The organism is Kosakonia sp. R1.Fl (genome assembly GCF_023516815.1).
Classification (GTDB): Bacteria; Pseudomonadota; Gammaproteobacteria; order Enterobacterales; family Enterobacteriaceae; genus Kosakonia.
Genome location: NZ_JAMGSQ010000001.1, coordinates 685452 through 702592, shown reverse-complemented (window position 1 = coordinate 702592; position 17141 = coordinate 685452). Strand labels below are relative to the sequence as shown.

General features: G+C 52.8%; 21 protein-coding genes. 11 read left to right on the top strand and 10 right to left on the bottom strand.

From position 1 onward, the window contains the following. Window positions 1-6: 6 nt before the first annotated feature. Genes rpoN through M8Q36_RS03225 form a run of 7 tightly spaced genes read right to left on the bottom strand, consistent with a single transcriptional unit; the run spans window position 7 to window position 5877 of the window. Window positions 7-1440 (bottom strand): RNA polymerase factor sigma-54, encoded by a 1434-nt coding sequence (gene rpoN / locus M8Q36_RS03255; RefSeq protein ID WP_249880014.1) that lies wholly within the window; start codon window positions 1438-1440, stop codon window positions 7-9. Between the two features lie 48 nt (window positions 1441-1488). Further along, window positions 1489-2214 carry an LPS export ABC transporter ATP-binding protein gene (lptB, locus tag M8Q36_RS03250; protein ID WP_017457322.1) on the bottom strand — a complete coding sequence of 242 codons (726 nt, stop codon included), beginning with the start codon at window positions 2212-2214 and terminating at the stop codon, window positions 1489-1491. A gap of 6 nt (window positions 2215-2220) precedes the next feature. After that, a complete protein-coding gene (gene lptA / locus M8Q36_RS03245; RefSeq protein ID WP_017457323.1) occupies window positions 2221-2781 on the bottom strand; it encodes a lipopolysaccharide ABC transporter substrate-binding protein LptA in 561 nt (186 codons plus the stop codon). Next, window positions 2750-3325, bottom strand: a complete 576-nt coding sequence (gene lptC, locus M8Q36_RS03240; protein WP_249880013.1) for an LPS export ABC transporter periplasmic protein LptC — start codon at window positions 3323-3325, stop codon at window positions 2750-2752. The genes lptA and lptC overlap by 32 nt, the downstream gene beginning before the upstream one ends. Then, window positions 3322-3888 (bottom strand): 3-deoxy-manno-octulosonate-8-phosphatase KdsC, encoded by a 567-nt coding sequence (gene kdsC / locus M8Q36_RS03235; RefSeq protein WP_017457325.1) that lies wholly within the window; start codon window positions 3886-3888, stop codon window positions 3322-3324. Before kdsC ends, lptC begins: the two co-directional genes overlap by 4 nt. A 14-nt stretch (window positions 3889-3902) precedes the next feature. Further along, window positions 3903-4889: an arabinose-5-phosphate isomerase KdsD gene (kdsD, locus tag M8Q36_RS03230; protein ID WP_017457326.1), complete on the bottom strand. Its 987-nt coding sequence runs from the start codon at window positions 4887-4889 to the stop codon at window positions 3903-3905. Window positions 4890-4902: 13 nt separating this feature from the next. Then, entirely contained in the window at window positions 4903-5877 is a 975-nt protein-coding gene (locus M8Q36_RS03225) for a calcium/sodium antiporter (protein WP_249880012.1), read from the bottom strand. Between the two features lie 229 nt (window positions 5878-6106). On the opposite strand from M8Q36_RS03225, the gene mlaF reads away from it, so the two are divergent. The 7 genes from mlaF (at window position 6107) to murA (ending at window position 10903) form a co-directional block, all read left to right on the top strand. Continuing rightward, window positions 6107-6919 carry a phospholipid ABC transporter ATP-binding protein MlaF gene (gene mlaF, locus M8Q36_RS03220; protein WP_017457328.1) on the top strand — a complete coding sequence of 271 codons (813 nt, stop codon included), beginning with the start codon at window positions 6107-6109 and terminating at the stop codon, window positions 6917-6919. 7 nt (window positions 6920-6926) lie between these two features. Beyond that, window positions 6927-7709 (top strand): lipid asymmetry maintenance ABC transporter permease subunit MlaE, encoded by a 783-nt coding sequence (gene mlaE, locus M8Q36_RS03215; RefSeq protein ID WP_017457329.1) that lies wholly within the window; start codon window positions 6927-6929, stop codon window positions 7707-7709. A 4-nt stretch (window positions 7710-7713) separates the two neighbouring features. Further along, the gene (gene mlaD, locus M8Q36_RS03210) at window positions 7714-8265 is read left to right on the top strand and encodes an outer membrane lipid asymmetry maintenance protein MlaD (RefSeq protein WP_249880011.1); all 552 of its coding nucleotides are present in this window, start codon (window positions 7714-7716) and stop codon (window positions 8263-8265) included. A 16-nt stretch (window positions 8266-8281) separates the two neighbouring features. Further along, entirely contained in the window at window positions 8282-8920 is a 639-nt protein-coding gene (mlaC, locus tag M8Q36_RS03205) for a phospholipid-binding protein MlaC (RefSeq protein ID WP_020455437.1), read from the top strand. Then, window positions 8917-9210 carry a lipid asymmetry maintenance protein MlaB gene (mlaB, locus tag M8Q36_RS03200; RefSeq protein ID WP_249880010.1) on the top strand — a complete coding sequence of 98 codons (294 nt, stop codon included), beginning with the start codon at window positions 8917-8919 and terminating at the stop codon, window positions 9208-9210. Before mlaC ends, mlaB begins: the two co-directional genes overlap by 4 nt. 126 nt (window positions 9211-9336) lie before the next feature. Beyond that, window positions 9337-9591 (top strand): BolA family iron metabolism protein IbaG, encoded by a 255-nt coding sequence (ibaG, locus tag M8Q36_RS03195; protein WP_017457333.1) that lies wholly within the window; start codon window positions 9337-9339, stop codon window positions 9589-9591. A 52-nt stretch (window positions 9592-9643) separates the two neighbouring features. Continuing rightward, a complete protein-coding gene (murA, locus tag M8Q36_RS03190; RefSeq protein WP_020455435.1) occupies window positions 9644-10903 on the top strand; it encodes a UDP-N-acetylglucosamine 1-carboxyvinyltransferase in 1260 nt (419 codons plus the stop codon). 94 nt (window positions 10904-10997) lie between these two features. On the opposite strand, the gene sfsB is transcribed toward murA, so the two are convergent. Beyond that, window positions 10998-11273, bottom strand: a complete 276-nt coding sequence (gene sfsB / locus M8Q36_RS03185) for a DNA-binding transcriptional regulator SfsB (RefSeq protein ID WP_020455434.1) — start codon at window positions 11271-11273, stop codon at window positions 10998-11000. 214 nt (window positions 11274-11487) lie between these two features. Beyond that, entirely contained in the window at window positions 11488-12459 is a 972-nt protein-coding gene (gene ispB, locus M8Q36_RS03180) for an octaprenyl diphosphate synthase (protein WP_020455433.1), read from the bottom strand. A gap of 259 nt (window positions 12460-12718) precedes the next feature. Here ispB and rplU point away from each other — a divergent pair, with 259 nt between their 5' ends. The 4 genes from rplU (at window position 12719) to cgtA (ending at window position 15559) form a co-directional block, all read left to right on the top strand. After that, entirely contained in the window at window positions 12719-13030 is a 312-nt protein-coding gene (gene rplU / locus M8Q36_RS03175) for a 50S ribosomal protein L21 (RefSeq protein WP_003025032.1), read from the top strand. Window positions 13031-13050: 20 nt separating this feature from the next. Then, window positions 13051-13308: a 50S ribosomal protein L27 gene (gene rpmA, locus M8Q36_RS03170; RefSeq protein WP_017457338.1), complete on the top strand. Its 258-nt coding sequence runs from the start codon at window positions 13051-13053 to the stop codon at window positions 13306-13308. A gap of 94 nt (window positions 13309-13402) precedes the next feature. Then, window positions 13403-14368, top strand: a complete 966-nt coding sequence (locus M8Q36_RS03165; RefSeq protein WP_249880009.1) for a DMT family transporter — start codon at window positions 13403-13405, stop codon at window positions 14366-14368. Window positions 14369-14383: 15 nt separating this feature from the next. Then, window positions 14384-15559, top strand: coding sequence for an Obg family GTPase CgtA (gene cgtA, locus M8Q36_RS03160; RefSeq protein WP_249880008.1), 1176 nt, complete (start codon window positions 14384-14386; stop codon window positions 15557-15559). Window positions 15560-15638: 79 nt separating this feature from the next. On the opposite strand, the gene dacB is transcribed toward cgtA, so the two are convergent. Beyond that, the gene (gene dacB, locus M8Q36_RS03155; protein WP_249880007.1) at window positions 15639-17072 is read right to left on the bottom strand and encodes a serine-type D-Ala-D-Ala carboxypeptidase; all 1434 of its coding nucleotides are present in this window, start codon (window positions 17070-17072) and stop codon (window positions 15639-15641) included. Window positions 17073-17141: the final 69 nt, after the last annotated feature.

Here is a 17141-nt window from a genome sequence, read left to right as displayed (position 1 = left end):
GTTGGGTCAAACCAGCTGTTTACGCTGATTCGACGGCGGAATGGATAAAGATTCTCGATACTTCGCAACGGTACGCCGCGCCACCATAATTCCTTGATCGGAAAGCAGGGTCGTCAGCTTACTATCGCTCAGCGGTTTTGCAGGGTTTTCTGCGGCGATCAATTTCTTCACCAGCGCGCGAATAGCGGTAGAGGAGGCTTCGCCACCACCTTCGGTATTGACATGGCTGGAGAAGAAATACTTCAGCTCGAAAATGCCGCGAGGACTGTGCAGGTACTTCTGGGTCGTTACACGAGAAATCGTCGACTCGTGCATCTCGACGGCCTGGGCGATATCGGCCAGCACCATCGGTTTCATAAATTCTTCGCCTTGTTCAAAGAAGGCTTGCTGCTGCTCAACAATACAGCGACTAACGCGCAACAGCGTGTCGTTGCGGCTCTCCAGGCTTTTGATCAACCACTTCGCTTCCTGCAAATTACTGCGGATGAACTGGTTGTCGGCATCGTTACGTGCGCCGCCGCCCATCGAGGCATAATGCTGGTTGATGTGCAGACGTGGAATGCTGTCGGAGTTCAGTTCCACCGTCCAGCGACCATTATGTTTGCGTACCAGAACATCCGGAATCACATATTCCGGTTCGCTGGTCTGGATCGACTGGCCCGGGCGCGGATCCAGAGACTGGATCAGATTTACTGCCTCTTTCAGCACCTCTTCTTTCAGACGCGTCACACGCATCAGTGTGCGGAAATCATGGTTGGCGAGCAGATCCAGATGATCGCTAATGATAAGCCGGGCTTCTTCGCACCACGGTGTCTCTTTGGTGAATTGCGAGAGCTGGATCAGCAGGCAATCGCGCAGATCCCGCGCGGCAACGCCAACGGGATCGAAGCGCTGAATGCGTTTAAGCACCGCCTCGACCTCATCAAGCCCCACGTCATCATTGCCCATGCTCTCCAGCACTTCTTCCAGCGAAACGGTGAGATAGCCTGTTTCGTCAACGGCATCGACAATGGACGTTGCGATAGCACGATCGGTGTCAGAGAAGGGCGTCAGACCTACCTGCCACATCAGGTAATCTTGCAATGACTGCGTGGTTTCGCCCTGATAGATAGGCAATTCGTCATCGATGTAATCGTGGCTGCTGCCGGAAGGAGTACCTGCGGTGTAAATTTCATCCCAGCTGGCATCCAGCGGCAGCTCATCCGGCATCTCTTTTTGTTCGAGAGCGTCAACGGTATCCAGACCGTCATTTTCCTTAACCTGCTGGCTATCGACTTCCTCATGAAGATCAGTTTGTTCCAGCAATGGATTACTCTCCAGCGCTTGCTGAAGTTCCTGCTGAAGTTCTAACGTGGACAACTGCAGCAGACGGATGGCCTGTTGCAGTTGTGGCGTCATGGCTAGCTGTTGGCTGAGCCTTAGTTGCAAACCTTGCTTCATATTCAGAGCAGCACTCTCCGACAAAAAACGTCAATAAACCCTACCCTATCAGAGTCTGAAGTCTTCCCCAAGATACACGCGCTTAACGTGTTCGTCTTCAAGGATTTGCTGCGGTGTTCCATGCGCAATTAGATGCCCCTGGCTGACGATATAAGCACGCTCACACACTGCCAGCGTTTCACGAACGTTATGGTCAGTAATCAGCACGCCCAGGCCGCTGTCACGCAGGTGCTCAATGATACGTTTGATATCGATAACGGAAATCGGGTCAACGCCGGCAAAGGGTTCATCCAGCAGGATAAATTTCGGATTCGCCGCCAGCGCGCGGGCAATTTCCACACGTCGACGCTCGCCACCGGAGAGCGATTGGCCCATGTTGTCGCGCAGATGTTCAATGTGGAACTCTTCCATCAGCTCATTGGCGCGATCTTCGCGTTGCTCTGAGGTCAGGTCATCGCGGATTTGCAGGACGGCCATCAGGTTGTCGTAGACGCTCAGGCGGCGAAAAATCGAGGCTTCCTGCGGCAGGTAACCAATACCGCGGCGCGCACGCGCATGCAGCGGCAGCAGACTGATATCTTCATCATCAATAATGATGTTACCCGCGTCACGCGACACAATGCCCACCACCATATAAAAGGTGGTGGTTTTCCCTGCGCCGTTAGGGCCAAGCAGCCCGACGATTTCGCCAGAGTTGACGGTCAGACTGACATCCTCAACTACGCGGCGGCCTTTATAAGCCTTGGCGAGATTCTTTGCAGTTAATGTTGCCATAACGAATTAGTTACTCTTTTTTTGCGCCGGAGCCGGGGTTTGTTTATTGCTCTTATCCTGCAACTGCGACGGAACCAGAACGGTGGTCACGCGTTTACCTTTGTCGCTGAACGCCTGCATTTTCTGCTCTTTCACCAGATAGGTGATTTTGTCACCGGTGATATTGCTATCCAGCTGTTCCAGATAGGCGTTACCGGTCAGCACAACGAAATCTTTTTCCAGTTCGTAATGCATCTGCGAGGAGTGGCCCTTCACGGGTTTGCCATTGTCCTGCATTTGGTAAAACGTCGCCGGGTTGCCGTAACCGTCAATGATCTCTTTACCTTGCTGACCACCCGGACGGGTAACGACCACTTTGTCGGCATTAATTTTAATCGTCCCCTGGGTTACCACGACGTTGCCGGTGAAAGTCACGACATTCCCCTGCATATCCAGCGACTGCTGATCGGAGTCGATATGGATAGGTTGATCGGTATCCCCGGTCACGGCGAGCGCCGGAAGCGCGGCGGCCAAAAGCGTGGTGGCCAATACAAGATTAAGGCTGCGTTTGTTTGTTTTGAATTTCATAGGAGCTTCTAACCTTTTCAATCAGCTCGGCGTTTTTGCTGCGTAAATTGCCGCGCATTTTCAGGCCGGTGGAATTAAATGTTGTACCGTACAACGTGACCTGATCGTTCGAGGTAACATCCTGCGTTACCAGGTTAATCTGGGCGTTATCCGTGGTGATTTTTCGCAGCTGGGCGTCCGCCGTCAGCGCATTAACTTCAACATGTCCATAAAGATAAAGCATTTTGTCATCGGTCAGCTTCGCTTTGTCTGACTTTATCGACCAGGTTGGAACCTTATTCTCGTCGAATGTTGTCAGGACGGGCTGCGCGAACCAACTCACACCTTCAGCAGAAAAGTATTCCACGTTCTGCGCGATAAGCCGGTAGTTAAGCGCCCCTTCCGGGCTATAAACCACCGTATCTGTATGTTGGCTTTTGTAAGTCGGGTCGGCATTGTTGGTGGCGACCGGATTCGCATCATCCTGAGCAGTCAGGTTGATCCCAATCAGGATCAGTGCGGCCAGCGCCAGCAGAATGATGACCCAACGTCTGGTTTTACTCATATCGATTGCCCTTTGGCCTCATCCAGCTTGCCCTGCGCCAGCAACAACAAATCACAGACTTCACGAACTGCGCCCCGGCCGCCATTAATGCGCGTAACGTAATCCACGCGCGAAAGCAGCAGCGGATGGGCATCGGCAACGGCAACGCTCAAGCCAATTTCCGCCATCACTGGCCAGTCGATCAGATCATCGCCCACATAAGCAACCTGCTCGGGGGTGAGCGCCAGTTTTGCCAGCAGCTCGCGGTAAGCGAGCAGTTTATCCGACTGACCTTGATACAAGTGCTTAATCTTTAGCGTTTCGCAGCGATCTTCCACTAGTTTAGCTTTTCGCCCGGTAATTATGGCAACCTCAATGTCGGAAGTGAGCGCACAGCGGATCCCGTAACCATCGCGCACATTAAATGCTTTCAGCTCTTCTCCGTTGTTGCCCATATAGATGAGCCCATCGGATAACACGCCGTCTACATCCAGAATCAACAGGCGTATTTTTTCCGCTTTCGCCATAACTTGCGTGCTTACCGGCCCATAACAGGTTGCAAGCGACGCGCCAGCATTACTCATTCTTATGTCCTTCTTTACACTACGCCAGCGCGCAGTAAATCGTGCATATGTAACACACCCAACAACTGGTCGCCATCGGCCACCAACACGGAGGTAATGTGCCGGGATTGCATCAGATTCAGCGCATCCACTGCCAGCGTGTTGGGACGTACCCGAACACCGCCGGGCGTCATGACGTCAGCAATGCCCATGCTGCGGACATCGCCGCCCATATCGAACACGCGGCGTAAGTCGCCGTCGGTAAAGATGCCTTCAATTTTCATCAAATCATCGCAGATAACCGTCATGCCCAGGTTTTTACGCGTGATCTCAAGCAGTGCATCGCGCAGGCTGGCGTTTTTGCTGACATGGGGGATTTCGTCACCGGTATGCATGATGTCATTGACGCGCAGCAACAGTTTGCGGCCCAGTGCCCCGCCGGGATGCGATAAGGCGAAATCTTCTGCGGTAAAACCGCGCGCTTTCAGCAACGCGACTGCCAGCGCATCACCCATTACCAGCGCCGCCGTGGTGCTGGACGTGGGTGCCAGGCCCAATGGGCAGGCTTCTTTCGGAACCTTCACGCATAAATGAATATCTGCGGCGCGCGCCATGCTGCTTTCAGGTCGGCTGGTCATGCAAATCAGCGAAACTTTTAATCGCTTCAGCACCGGGATCAAGGCGAGGATCTCGTTTGACTCTCCTGAGTTTGACAGCGCAATGACCACATCTTGCGGGCTGACCATTCCCAGATCACCATGGGCCGCTTCGCCGGGATGCACAAAGAAAGAGGGGGTTCCGGTGCTGGCAAATGTGGCCGCCATTTTTCTACCGATATGGCCGGATTTACCCATTCCCATCACCACCACTTTTCCGGCGCAATAGAACATTTTTTCGCACGCCTGCGTGAAGTCGGCGTTGATGTACTGATCCAGCTCTGCGAGGCCTTCACGTTCAATTTCCAGGACGTCTTTACCTGCTTGTTGAAAGTCAAAACCCGGCTGCAAATCTATTTGCGACATAATGCGTATCCGATTATCCAGTCAAAAGCGGCGACAGCCAGTAGAGCAGCGCCAGCCACACGATAAACCCGCCCAACAACAGTGCGCCGACGCCTCTGCTGATTTGCTTACGTCGCCAGCAAATCAGGGCAAAAAGGGCACTGACCAGCAACATCACGCCATAATCACGCGTAAAGGCTATCGGGTTAAAGTCGCCCGGCGCAATCAGCGCGGGCAAACCCAGCACGATAGCAATGTTAAAAATGTTTGAACCAATAATATTGCCAATGGCGATATCGTCTTCGCCTTTGCGCGCACCGGCAATCGCTGTTGCCAGTTCAGGCAGGCCAGTACCGATAGCAATAACCGTCAGGCCAATGGTCAGCTCGCTGATAGCAAAGTAGTTCGCTACCACTGTCGCGTTATCCACCACCATGCGTGTTGCCATTGGCATAATAATTAACGCGACACCCAGCCAGAGGAACGCGACTGAAAGGCTGCCGTCTCGCGGTAACTCCGCCACCTGCTCTCGGGTGAGACTGTCGTTGCCCTGGCGCTCGGCCAGGCGGGCAATTTTAACAATGAACACCAGCCATAGCACGGCTAATAACAGTAAAATAATGCCGTCAAAGCGGCTGAGGTGCCCATTGTACAACACCACGCCCGCCAGCAGACTGGCTACCAAGGTTAACGGTAATTCGCGGCGCAGAATATCGGAATGTACGGTAAAAGGGTGTAAAAGCGCGGCGACGCCGAGGATCAGCAAGATATTCGTGATGTTAGAGCCGATCGCCGTGCCGATAGCCAGATCCAACTGTCCATGCAGCGATGCGGCGACGGAAGTGATTATCTCGGGCAGCGAGGTACCGATGCTTACAACGGTCATGCCGATGATTAAAGGCGGTACGCCGAATGTGCGGCAAAGGATCGAAGCAGCGAACACCAGACGATCGGCACTGTAGACCACTAAGAGTAAACCAATTATCAATAGCGCCGTCGCTAAAAGCATCTAACGTCCTTTCTTCAGGTATAATCCGCCGGCTCGCAGGCTGCCATGCCGGGTAAAACCGGGAGTTCCGCGTAGCGTAATGATTCCTAATTTTGACTTTATGCGGCTCAAAAGTAAAACAAATGCCAGCTTTCGCTAACCCCAGCAGGTAATATTCTGTAAAAATGTTGGGTTCGTGATGTTATCAAGCGTCATGCTTGTGGCCGACGAGGCTTATAAGGAAGAGGAAATGAGCCAGACTGTGGCGAATTTGGTCGATGTTCGTGGCGTCAGCTTCTCCCGCGGCAGCCGCCCAATCTTTGACAATATTTCACTGACGGTACCTCGCGGTAAGATCACCGCCATTATGGGACCTTCAGGGATCGGCAAAACGACGCTCCTGCGTCTGATCGGTGGACAAATCCCGCCTGATAGCGGTGAGATTCTATTCGATGGCGAAAACGTGCCAGAGATGACCCGTTCGCGTCTGTTCACCGTGCGCAAAAGAATGAGCATGCTGTTTCAGTCTGGCGCGTTGTTTACCGATATGAACGTTTTTGACAATGTTGCCTATCCTTTGCGTGAGCACACTCTGCTGCCCGAGCCGTTGCTGCGAAGCACGGTGATGATGAAGCTGGAAGCAGTAGGGCTGCGTGGTGCGGCGGACTTAATGCCATCAGAACTCTCAGGCGGTATGGCGCGCCGCGCCGCGCTGGCGCGCGCGATTGCACTGGAGCCGGACCTGATCATGTTCGATGAACCCTTTGTCGGTCAGGACCCTATCACGATGGGCGTGCTGGTGAAGTTGATCTCCGAGCTGAATAGCGCGCTGGGCGTCACCTGTATTGTTGTTTCCCACGATGTTCCTGAAGTACTGAGTATTGCTGATTACGCCTATATTGTTGCTGACAGGAAAATTGTCGCCCACGGAAGTGCGCAAGGGCTGCAAGAGAACAGCGATCCGCGCGTGCGTCAGTTCCTGGACGGTATTGCCGATGGCCCGGTTCCGTTCCGCTACCCTGCGGGTGATTATCAGACCGATTTATTAGAAACAGGGAGTTAAGACGCTCATGCTGCTAAATGCACTGGCATCGCTTGGGCACCGCGGGATCAAAACGATCGCGACGTTCGGGCGCGCCGGTTTGATGCTTTTTAATGCGGTGGTGGGTAAACCCGAATTCCGCAAACACGCGCCGCTGCTGGTTCGCCAGCTCTATAATGTCGGCGTACTGTCGATGCTCATTATTATTGTTTCCGGCGTGTTTATTGGCATGGTGCTCGGTCTGCAGGGATACCTGGTATTGACCACCTACAGCGCCGAAACCAGTCTTGGCATGTTGGTGGCGCTGTCGCTGTTGCGTGAGTTGGGGCCGGTTGTCGCCGCGCTGTTATTCGCTGGCCGTGCGGGCTCTGCATTGACGGCTGAGATTGGCTTGATGCGCGCGACCGAGCAACTTTCCAGTCTCGAAATGATGGCGGTTGACCCGCTGCGGCGCGTCATTTCGCCGCGATTTTGGGCGGGAGTCATCTCGCTACCGCTGTTGACCATTATCTTTGTCGCTGTCGGTATTTGGGGCGGTTCGCTGGTTGGCGTTAACTGGAAAGGTATCGATACGGGCTTTTTCTGGACCGCGATGCAAAACGCCGTCGAATGGCGGATGGATCTGGTTAACTGTCTGATTAAAAGCGTGGTGTTTGCCATCACGGTGACCTGGATTGCTCTGTTCAACGGTTACGATGCAATCCCGACTTCCGCCGGGATTAGCCGGGCGACAACACGTACCGTTGTGCACTCCTCGCTGGCCGTGCTTGGCCTTGATTTTGTGCTCACCGCACTGATGTTTGGGAATTGAGTTCATGCAAACGAAAAAAAGTGAAATTTGGGTAGGCGTTTTCCTTGTGCTGGCGCTGCTGGCGGCGCTCTTTATCTGCCTGAAAGCGGCGGATGTCGCCTCCATGCGCACCGAGCCGACTTACCGTATCTATGCCACCTTTGACAACATTGGCGGTCTGAAAACACATTCGCCGGTAAGAATTGGCGGTGTGGTCGTCGGGCGCGTTGCTGATATCTCTCTTGATCCCAAAACCTATCTGCCGCGTGTCGCGCTGGATATTGAAGAACGTTACAACCAGATCCCGGATACCAGCTCACTGGCGATCCGCACTTCCGGGTTGTTAGGTGAGCAGTATCTGGCGCTGAACGTTGGTTTTGACGATCCTGAAATGGGAACTTCTATGCTTAAAGAAGGAAGCACCATTCAGGACACCAAGTCCGCCATCGTGCTTGAGGACCTTATCGGACAATTCCTTTACAACAGTAAAGGCGGTGACAATAAGAATTCAGGCGATGCGGCACCCCACGATGCGGGGAATACTCAAGCCGCACCGTCTGTTGGCCAGACGAATTAATGAGGAGAATTGACGCATGTTTAAACGTCTATTAATGGTTGCCCTGCTGGTGATTGCGCCGCTGGGTGCCGCGATGGCGGCCGATCAAGCTAACCCTTACGCCGCAATGAAAGACGCGGCACAGAAAACCTTTGATCGCCTCAAAAATGAGCAGCCGAAAATCCGTGCGAACCCGGACTACCTGCGCGACGTTGTTGATCAGGAACTGCTGCCTTACGTGCAGGTGAAATACGCCGGTGCGTTGGTGCTGGGCCGTTATTATAAAGAAGCGACCCCGGCGCAGCGTGAAGCCTATTTCGCTGCCTTTCGCGAATACCTGAAACAGGCTTACGGCCAGGCGCTGGCGATGTACCACGGTCAAACCTATCAGATTGCCCCGGAGCAGCCGCTGGGCGATGCGACGATTGTGCCGATCCGCGTGACTATCATCGATCCAAATGGCCGTCCGCCGGTGCGCCTGGATTTCCAGTGGCGTAAAAACACGCAGAGCGGCAACTGGCAGGCTTACGACATGATTGCCGAAGGGGTGAGCATGATCACGACTAAACAGAACGAATGGAGCGATCTGCTGCGTACCAAAGGTATCGACGGTTTAACCGCTGAGCTGCAATCTATTTCCCGCCAGAAAATTACCCTGGACGAGAAAAAGCAATGACAGCCAGTCTACGCTGGTCGCGCGATGGAGAGTGCCTGAAACTGTTGGGTGAACTGGATCAGGATCTCTTAAACCCGCTGTGGGATGCGCGCGTGGAGGCGATGAACGGGGTGACCTGCATCGACTTACACGGCGTATCACGCGTTGATACCGCAGGCGTCGCGCTGCTGGTACATCTGGTGGCACAGGGCAAAAAGCAGGGAAATAATGTTGTGCTTGCTGGGGTGAGTGAAAATGTCTCCACCCTCGCTGCGCTCTATAATTTGCCGCAGGATGTATTGCCTCACTAATTTTTTCAATGCGTTACTACTTAAAGCCCCATCCTTTATATTGATGGGGCTTTTTGCTTGTTTAAGCCGACGCCACTTTCCTCTAAGATGTGTGACTGTTTTCACTATTAGATGATATTTACACCCATGGAAAATCATGAAATTCAGACGGTGCTGATGAACGCACTCTCTCTCCAGGAAGCCCACGTCACTGGCGATGGCAGTCACTTTCAGGTTGTCGCTGTGGGTGAGATTTTTGACGGCATGAGCCGGGTCAAGAAACAACAGACCATTTATGGCCCGCTGATGGAATACATCGCAGACAACCGTATCCATGCCCTGTCGATCAAAGCCTACACTCCGGCGGAGTGGGCGCGGGATCGCAAACTTAACGGCTTTTGAGCGCAGGGGATAAACCCACTGCGCGTGTGAATTCTTAACAGAGATCAGATGAATGGATAAGTTTCGTGTACAGGGGCCGACGCGTCTCCAGGGCGAAGTGACAATTTCAGGCGCGAAAAACGCCGCGCTGCCGATTCTTTTTGCCGCGTTGCTGGCGGAAGAACCGGTTGAAATCCGTAACGTTCCGAAACTGAAAGATATCGATACCACCATGAAGCTGCTCAGCCAGTTGGGCACCAAGGTGGAACGCAATGGATCCGTGTGGATCGATGCGGGTGACGTCAATGTTTTCTGCGCACCTTACGAGCTAGTGAAAACCATGCGCGCATCTATTTGGGCGCTGGGGCCGTTGGTTGCGCGTTTCGGTCAGGGGCAGGTCTCTCTTCCTGGCGGTTGCGCGATTGGTGCGCGTCCGGTGGATCTGCACATTAGCGGTCTGGAACAACTGGGCGCGGAGATCAAGCTGGAAGAGGGCTACGTCAAAGCTTCCGTTAACGGGCGTCTGAAAGGCGCGCATATCGTGATGGATAAAGTAAGCGTTGGCGCGACTGTAACCATTATGTCTGCTGCGACGCTGGCGGAAGGCACGACCATTATCGAGAACGCCGCTCGTGAGCCGGAAATTGTTGATACGGCGAACTTCCTCAATACCCTCGGTGCAAAAATCACCGGTATGGGAACCGATCGCATCACCATCGAAGGGGTGAAACGTCTGGGCGGCGGGGTTTATCGCGTCCTGCCTGATCGTATCGAAACCGGGACTTTCCTGGTCGCGGCAGCGATCTCTGGCGGTAAAATTGTTTGCCGTAACGCTCAGCCGGATACGCTGGATGCGGTGCTGGCTAAGCTGCGCGATGCTGGTGCGGATATTGAGGTTGGCGAAGACTGGATTAGCCTTGATATGCATGGTAAGCGTCCGAAAGCAGTGAATGTGCGCACGGCTCCGCATCCGGGGTTTCCGACCGATATGCAGGCGCAATTTACGCTGCTGAACCTGGTGGCTGAAGGTACGGGCGTTATCACTGAGACTATCTTCGAAAACCGTTTCATGCATATCCCTGAGCTGATCCGTATGGGTGCTCATGCGGAAATCGAAAGTAATACAGCGATTTGCCACGGCGTAGAAAAGCTCTCCGGTGCGCAGGTCATGGCAACCGATTTACGCGCTTCTGCAAGCCTTGTGCTGGCGGGTTGTATTGCGGAAGGGACCACCATTGTTGATCGTATCTATCATATCGATCGAGGCTACGAGCGTATTGAAGATAAACTCAGTGCGCTTGGCGCGAACATTGAGCGTGTAAAAGGCGAATAAGCCTGTCTGCGGAACAGTAAGAAGGGAGCCTCGGCTCCCTTTTTTTCTATCGCCTGTTCTGACAAGCAAGGGGAGGTGCTACTTGCATGACTGCTTATTTTTCCTCCTTTTTTTTCCTGATCAGCTTCGTCTTATCGATAAATTCATGGGTAACAGGATCATGGTAACGTGATGGCCAGATAACCCAGGGATCGGTATCCAGCGCACGAGCAATAATCAATTCCCCTTTTGGCCATGAGCGGGTCAGAGCGTTAGCGAGGGTTGAAGAACTTAACCCGTTTTTACGGGATTCCGCAGCCAGTGATGTTCCTTTTTTACGCAGTCCGGCAATGATATCAGCCTGGTGCCAGTCCATTAATTTTGTTTCCATAACATCTCCCTGATAGAAAATAGGTGTCAATTATTTACGCCAACAACGCTATTTACTATACGCATGTGGGAGCATTTGTTCTGAAAAGCTCATGTAATATTTTGCGTTTTAGGATTATGACAAGGCTTGATATTACTGGTTATTTTTGGTTTTAACGTGGTTTAACAAAACTTATTGGAACTTTCCCGCGACAATGCGCGGGAAGCTGGAAAGATTAACGATCGCGCTGAACGGCGATGTGGGCAAGGCCGACCAGCGCGTCGCGCCACGGTGAATCCGGTAGAACTTGTAGAGCGGCAATGGCCTTATCCGCTTCTTCTTCCGCACGGCGACGCGTCCATTCCAGTGAACCGCAGGCAGCCATTGCTTCCAGAACAGGTTCCAGAAGGTGTCGGCCGTTTCCTTGCTCGATAGCTTCGCGGATCATCTGTGCTTGTTCTGGTGTGCCGTTATGCATGGCATGTAACAACGGTAACGTCGGTTTGCCTTCATTCAGGTCATCGCCGGTGTTTTTGCCGAGCGTTTCACCGTCCGCGCTGTAATCAAGCAAATCGTCGATAAGCTGAAAAGCGGTTCCCAGATAGCGACCGTAATCCTGCAACCCTTTTTCCTGCGCTTCGGTGCAACCAGCCAGCAAGCCGGAACACTGAGCCGCCGCTTCAAACAGACGTGCGGTCTTGCTATAAATGACGCGCATGTAGTTTTCTTCAGTGATATTTGGGTCGTTGACGTTCATCAACTGCAGGACTTCGCCTTCAGCAATCACGTTTACGGCTTCTGACATCACTTCCAGCACTTTCAGCGAGCCGAGGCTGGTCATCATCTGGAAAGCGCGGGTGTAGATAAAATCACCAACCAGTACGCTCGCTGCGTTGCCAAAGGCCGCATTAGCGGTGGCTTTGCCGCGACGCATGTCGGACTCGTCCACAACATCGTCATGGAGAAGTGTCGCGGTGTGAATAAATTCGATTAATGCGGCAATAGTGACGTGCAAATTGCCCTCATAGCCAACGGCTCGCGCCGCCAACACGGCAATCATCGGACGGATGCGCTTGCCGCCGCCGCTTACGATGTAATAACCCAACTGGTTGATTAACTGAACATCCGAGTTGAGTTGTTGCAGAATCGTCGCGTTTACACCCGCCATATCGTGCGCGGTTAACTCATTGATTTTTTCTAAATTCATCGCAAAAGCCGGGCTTTCAGTCCTGTTTACCACATAGCAAAATGGGATAACAAAGGGTTACGGGTTAGAATAGTATTGTTGATTGTACTGAAAAAATGCGCCAGATAAACGTTACCTTACGTGTTGTGTTTTTTTTCTGCATGGAGTGACGATCACTCTTGTCAAAGGCTAGCAAGTTGCGTAATATTCGCGCCCTATTATGAATATTTTTAGCGCACTCTGAATTGATCAGAATATGTGCGCGGAAGCGGAGTTTTATATGTACGCGGTTTTCCAAAGTGGTGGTAAACAACACCGAGTAAGCGAAGGTCAGACCGTTCGCCTGGAAAAGCTGGACATCGCAACTGGCGAATCTGTTGAATTCGCTGAAGTTCTGATGATCGCAAACGGTGAAGAAGTCAAAATCGGCGTTCCTTTCGTTGATGGCGGCGTAATCAAAGCTGAAGTTGTTGCTCACGGTCGTGGCGAGAAAGTTAAAATCGTTAAGTTTCGTCGTCGTAAACACTACCGTAAGCAGCAGGGCCACCGTCAGTGGTTTACTGATGTGAAAATTACTGGCATCAGCGCCTAAGACCTGAGGAGTAGATTTAAATGGCACATAAAAAGGCTGGCGGCTCAACTCGTAACGGTCGCGATTCAGAAGCTAAACGTCTGGGCGTAAAACGTTTCGGCGGTGAAGCAGTTCTGGCAGGTAGCATCATCGTTCGTCAACGTGGTACCAAATTCCACGCTGGTTCTAACGTAGGTTGCGGTCGTGACCACACTCTGTTCGCTTTGACTGACGGTAAAGTTAAGTTCGAAGTTAAAGGCCCGAAAAACCGTAAATTCATCAGCATCGTTGCTGAATAAGTTTTTCGCGTCCCGGTAACGGAAGAAAGCCCCGCAACACGTTGCGGGGCTTTTTACATTAGAAGTCCGGTAAATTCTGGCAGGGAATACGGGCATGAAACAGCAGGCAGGCATCGGTATTGCGCTGGCGCTCACAACCGCGATGTGCTGGGGCGCGTTACCCATCGCCATGAAGCAGGTGCTGGAAGTGATGGAACCGCCAACGGTGGTGTTTTATCGCTTTTTAATGGCGGGAATCGGCCTTGGTTTGATTCTCGGCTGGAAAAAAAAACTGCCCCCGCTGCATCTTTTTCGCAAGCCGCGCTGGTTGGTTTTGTTAGCAATTGCCACAGGTGGGCTGTTCGGGAATTTCATTCTCTTCAGCTCTTCCCTGCAATACGTTAGCCCGACGGCTTCGCAAGTGATCGGTCAACTTTCGCCGGTAGGCATGATGATTGCCAGCGTTGTTATTCTCAAAGAGAAAATGCGTGGTACTCAGGTTATCGGTGCGTTGATGCTTATTTGTGGTCTGGTGATGTTTTTTAATACCAGCCTGGTGGAGATTTTTACCCGCCTGACAGATTACACCTGGGGTGTGATTTTTGGTGTCGGAGCAGCCACGGTTTGGGTGAGTTACGGCGTCGCGCAAAAAGTGTTATTACGGCGCCTGGCCTCCCAGCAGATCCTCTTTTTGCTGTACACTTTGTGTACAATTGCGTTATTGCCGCTGGCAAAACCCGCCGTGCTGCTTCAGTTGAATGAGTGGCAACTGGCTTGTCTGGTGTTTTGTGGCCTTAATACACTAGTGGGTTACGGCGCGCTGGCGGAAGCGATGGCTCGCTGGCAGGCGGCGCAGGTGAGCGCATTAATCACGCTGACACCGCTCTTTACGCTGTTTTTTTCAGATTTATTATCAATGGCCTGGCCCGATGTTTTCGCCAGACCGATGTTAAACCTTATCGGTTATCTCGGTGCGTTTGTCGTGGTTGCGGGCGCGATGTTTTCCGCTATTGGCCATCGTCTTTTGGGACGCTGGCGTAATCGCGAAGTGGTCGCCACTGTGCCCCGCTCAGGCGAATGAGTTACGGAGAGTAAAATGAAGTTTGTCGATGAAGCTACGATCCTTGTCGTGGCAGGTGATGGCGGTAACGGTTGTGTGAGCTTCCGCCGCGAAAAATATATCCCGAAAGGCGGCCCTGATGGCGGCGACGGTGGTGACGGCGGTGATGTCTGGCTGGAAGCGGACGAAAACCTTAATACCCTGATTGATTACCGTTTTGAAAAATCTTTCCGCGCCGAACGCGGGCAGAATGGCCAGAGCCGCGACTGTACAGGGAAACGCGGAAAAGATATTACGGTGAAAGTACCGGTCGGTACGCGTGTTATCGATCAGGGCACCGGCGAAACGATGGGCGATATGACTAAACATGGTCAACGCCTGATGGTCGCGAAAGGTGGCTGGCATGGTCTGGGCAACACGCGGTTTAAATCCTCGGTTAACCGCACACCTCGTCAGAAAACCATGGGCACGCCGGGCGATAAGCGCGATCTGCAACTGGAACTGATGTTGCTGGCCGATGTGGGTATGCTTGGTATGCCAAACGCGGGTAAATCGACCTTTATTCGCGCAGTATCTGCCGCAAAACCCAAAGTGGCGGATTATCCGTTTACCACGCTGGTACCGAGCCTTGGCGTTGTCCGTATGGATAACGAAAAGAGCTTTGTGGTCGCCGATATTCCGGGGTTGATCGAAGGGGCTGCTGATGGCGCAGGCCTCGGGATCCGTTTCCTGAAGCATCTGGAGCGTTGCCGCGTTCTGCTGCATCTGATCGATATCGATCCGATCGATGGTTCCGATCCGGCGGAAAATGCCCGTGTCATCATCGGTGAACTGGAAAAATACAGCGAGAAGCTGGCGGCCAAACCGCGTTGGTTGGTGTTCAACAAAATCGATCTGATGGATAAAGCGGAAGCAGAAGCTAAAGCAAAAACCATCGCTGAGGCGCTGGGTTGGGAAGATAAATTCTACCTTATTTCAGCGGCCAGCCAGCAGGGCGTGAAAGACCTGTGCTGGGACGTGATGACCTTTATCATCGAAAACCCGATCACCCAGGCGCGGGAAGAGCAGCAGCCTGAGAAAGTCGAGTTTATGTGGGATGATTATCATCGCCAGCAGCTTGAAGAAGCTGAAGTGGTTGAAGAAGACGAAGAGTGGGATGACGACTGGGACGAAGACGACGAAGAAGGCGTCGAGTTCATCTACAAGCGTTAATCGCTGCAATTTCCCCGGCTGAACGGGGATATTTCACCAGGAAAAATGCCGGGTAGCGTGTGCTAACCCGGCATTTTTGTTAGTTATTTTGGTAGATATCTTTGTACAGACGGCTTTCAAAACGCACCAGTGGAATGCGGCGATTACGCTGATCCGCCGGTTCGACAGCATAACCGGAAAGATACTGCACGAAAGCCATCCGCTGACCGCTCGCGGTAGTAATAAAGCCGGCCAGGTTATACACGCCTTGCAAGGAGCCTGTTTTGGCCGAAACCTTGCCGTCTACACCTGCTTCATGCAGGCCTGCGCGATACTGCAGAGAACCATCATAGCCTGCCAGCGGCAGCATTGAGATGAAATTGAGCTCGGTGTCATGCTGCGCAATATATTGCAGAACTTGCATCATCGTGGCGGGTGCCAGCAGGTTATGTCGTGACAGACCGGAACCATCAGCGATGATTGTATTTCCGAGATCGACGCCGGCCTGCTGGCGCAGGATCTGTCGCACTGCATCCGAACCTGCTCGCCAGGTACCCGGTGCGCCAAAGCGCGCGTGACCAATCATACGAAACACCGTATCAGCGATCATATTGTCTGATTTTTTCAGCATCTGCTTTAGCAGATCGTGAAGCGGTACCGACTGCTTGCTTGCAATGACTGTACCGGCCTGGTTCTCTTGCGTCTGGCGCAGCAAGGTGCCGCTATAGGTGATGCCTGCGTCGTTCAATTCTGCTTTCAAAATTGCACCGGCGTAGCTTGCTCCGTCCTGAATGGCGAAAGCCAGCGGGAGCGGATCGGCACGCTGCGGCAGGCATCCCGTTAGCGTAAAGCGATTTAAATCGCCCGGGACGACATCCAGTTCGCAATACTGCGCCTCTGCGGAGCCGCGTGCGAGCGTGCGCACCTGACTGAACATATTCACCGGATAATAATTCGCAATGCGGATATAGGCCAAATCGCCCGGTTTTTGCGCACTATAGAGCGAAATCGAGAAGCAGTTGCGATCAATAATCGCCGCAGCAGGTGGTGCGCTAAAGCATTGCGTCATGTCGTTCCACGGCCAGCCGGGCGCTTTATCATGACTGGCAAAAATAGAGGTATCGACCAGCACATTGCCTTCGATTTTCTGCACGCCTGACTTTTTTAGCGCCGCGACCATATTGCGAATATCCTGACGTTTTAGCGTCGGATCGCCGCCAAATCGTGCAATTAAGTCGCCTTTTAGTGTACCGTTCTCGACAGAACCTTTGCTTTCCAGCGTGGTTGTAAAGCGAAAGTCCGGCCCAAGCTGTAACAGTGCCGCCAGTGCGGTGATGACCTTCTGAGTACTGGCTGGCAGCGCCATTTGTTTACCGTGGTAATCAATTTCTGGCGCCTGAGCTCCGACTTTTTGCACCATCAGCGCCAGGTTTGCACCATCCGGCAGTTGGTTTATGTATTCGTCTACATTCGCGGCCTGAACGTTCAGGGCTATACTTGTGGTCAATCCGATGATAAAGCTGGAAAATCGCATAATCTCGCGCTAGGAAGCAGTAAACAAGCCGTCATACTACGGCGCAACGACCCGGAAAGTAAACGATGA

Coding starts and splice junctions, on each gene's coding strand:
- rpoN (WP_249880014.1), bottom strand. CDS start 1,440: ATGAAGCAAGGTTTGCAACTAAGGCTCAGCCAACAGCTAGCCATGACG.
- lptB (WP_017457322.1), bottom strand. CDS start 2,214: ATGGCAACATTAACTGCAAAGAATCTCGCCAAGGCTTATAAAGGCCGC.
- lptA (WP_017457323.1), bottom strand. CDS start 2,781: ATGAAATTCAAAACAAACAAACGCAGCCTTAATCTTGTATTGGCCACC.
- lptC (WP_249880013.1), bottom strand. CDS start 3,325: ATGAGTAAAACCAGACGTTGGGTCATCATTCTGCTGGCGCTGGCCGCA.
- kdsC (WP_017457325.1), bottom strand. CDS start 3,888: ATGAGTAATGCTGGCGCGTCGCTTGCAACCTGTTATGGGCCGGTAAGC.
- kdsD (WP_017457326.1), bottom strand. CDS start 4,889: ATGTCGCAAATAGATTTGCAGCCGGGTTTTGACTTTCAACAAGCAGGT.
- M8Q36_RS03225 (WP_249880012.1), bottom strand. CDS start 5,877: ATGCTTTTAGCGACGGCGCTATTGATAATTGGTTTACTCTTAGTGGTC.
- mlaF (WP_017457328.1), top strand. CDS start 6,107: ATGAGCCAGACTGTGGCGAATTTGGTCGATGTTCGTGGCGTCAGCTTC.
- mlaE (WP_017457329.1), top strand. CDS start 6,927: ATGCTGCTAAATGCACTGGCATCGCTTGGGCACCGCGGGATCAAAACG.
- mlaD (WP_249880011.1), top strand. CDS start 7,714: ATGCAAACGAAAAAAAGTGAAATTTGGGTAGGCGTTTTCCTTGTGCTG.
- mlaC (WP_020455437.1), top strand. CDS start 8,282: ATGTTTAAACGTCTATTAATGGTTGCCCTGCTGGTGATTGCGCCGCTG.
- mlaB (WP_249880010.1), top strand. CDS start 8,917: ATGACAGCCAGTCTACGCTGGTCGCGCGATGGAGAGTGCCTGAAACTG.
- ibaG (WP_017457333.1), top strand. CDS start 9,337: ATGGAAAATCATGAAATTCAGACGGTGCTGATGAACGCACTCTCTCTC.
- murA (WP_020455435.1), top strand. CDS start 9,644: ATGGATAAGTTTCGTGTACAGGGGCCGACGCGTCTCCAGGGCGAAGTG.
- sfsB (WP_020455434.1), bottom strand. CDS start 11,273: ATGGAAACAAAATTAATGGACTGGCACCAGGCTGATATCATTGCCGGA.
- ispB (WP_020455433.1), bottom strand. CDS start 12,459: ATGAATTTAGAAAAAATCAATGAGTTAACCGCGCACGATATGGCGGGT.
- rplU (WP_003025032.1), top strand. CDS start 12,719: ATGTACGCGGTTTTCCAAAGTGGTGGTAAACAACACCGAGTAAGCGAA.
- rpmA (WP_017457338.1), top strand. CDS start 13,051: ATGGCACATAAAAAGGCTGGCGGCTCAACTCGTAACGGTCGCGATTCA.
- M8Q36_RS03165 (WP_249880009.1), top strand. CDS start 13,403: ATGAAACAGCAGGCAGGCATCGGTATTGCGCTGGCGCTCACAACCGCG.
- cgtA (WP_249880008.1), top strand. CDS start 14,384: ATGAAGTTTGTCGATGAAGCTACGATCCTTGTCGTGGCAGGTGATGGC.
- dacB (WP_249880007.1), bottom strand. CDS start 17,072: ATGCGATTTTCCAGCTTTATCATCGGATTGACCACAAGTATAGCCCTG.